Genomic DNA, 779 nt, shown 5'->3' with positions numbered 1-779 from the left:
CTGCTCGCCGACGCCCGCACCCTCCCCGGCCCGGCCGAGCGGCAGGACCCCGACACCACCGGCCACGACGCCACCGTGCGGCGCGAGGTGATGAACACCCCCGGCGCCCGGCGCCTGGTGCGCCACAACGCCGAGAAGGCCCGGCTGCTGCTGGCCGCGCTCCCGGCCTGGGCCGGCAACGAGGTGATGCGGGTCGATGTGCACGTGGTCGACGACCACGGCCGGTGCCGCTCGGTCGCCCTGGCCGAGGAGATCGCCGCCCACCTGCGCGCCCACGGCATCGGCTGTCTGGTCGAGCACCGCCACCTCCACCACCCCGCGCCCAAGGAGGGCCGGTCATGACCAAGACCGCGACAGAAGTCCCCCAGGCCCCGCCGGAAACAGCTCCGGCACCCGAGACCCCCACCACGACACCGGACACCACCACTCCGAGCGCTTCCGCGAAGCCGGGGGTGCGGCACACCCCCGGCGGCCTTCCTGCCGTGCCGGTGGCGGTCAACGCCGCGAACACCCTGGTCGGCGGCCTGTCGGCGGCGGTGTTGGCGGTGGGGCCGGGCATGGTGGCCGCGTCCGCCGCCGGAGCGTTGGCGACCGCCGGGGGTGCCGCCCTGGCCCGGCGGACCCGCCGGGGTCGCGCCGATAAGGCCCGTGTCGATCGTCTCGGTGGCGGCCGGGGAAGTGCGGGGCACCGGGCGCCGGGCGCCACCTTGAATCCGCTGCGCTCCGGGTCACGGGATCTCGGGGCATCCGGTGGCGGTCGGGCCGGAGCGGGCCGTGCC

At 76.9% G+C, this 779-nt stretch carries 1 protein-coding gene and 1 pseudogene; both read left to right on the top strand.

Annotated features, from left to right (window positions below; genetic code table 11):
* A partial coding sequence (locus tag FNQ90_RS25545) for a RapZ C-terminal domain-containing protein (RefSeq protein ID WP_456115108.1) occupies positions 1–342 on the top strand: 342 nt, incomplete at its 5' end.
* Positions 339–779 (top strand): annotated as a pseudogene (locus FNQ90_RS25540) (hypothetical protein); the annotation flags it as partial. The gene FNQ90_RS25545 and the pseudogene FNQ90_RS25540, both read left to right, overlap by 4 nt.

The sequence above is a fragment of the Streptomyces alkaliphilus genome (genome assembly GCF_014141535.1).
GTDB classification, from domain to species: Bacteria; Actinomycetota; Actinomycetes; order Streptomycetales; family Streptomycetaceae; genus Streptomyces; species Streptomyces alkaliphilus.
This window is presented reverse-complemented; position numbering and strand designations above follow the sequence as displayed.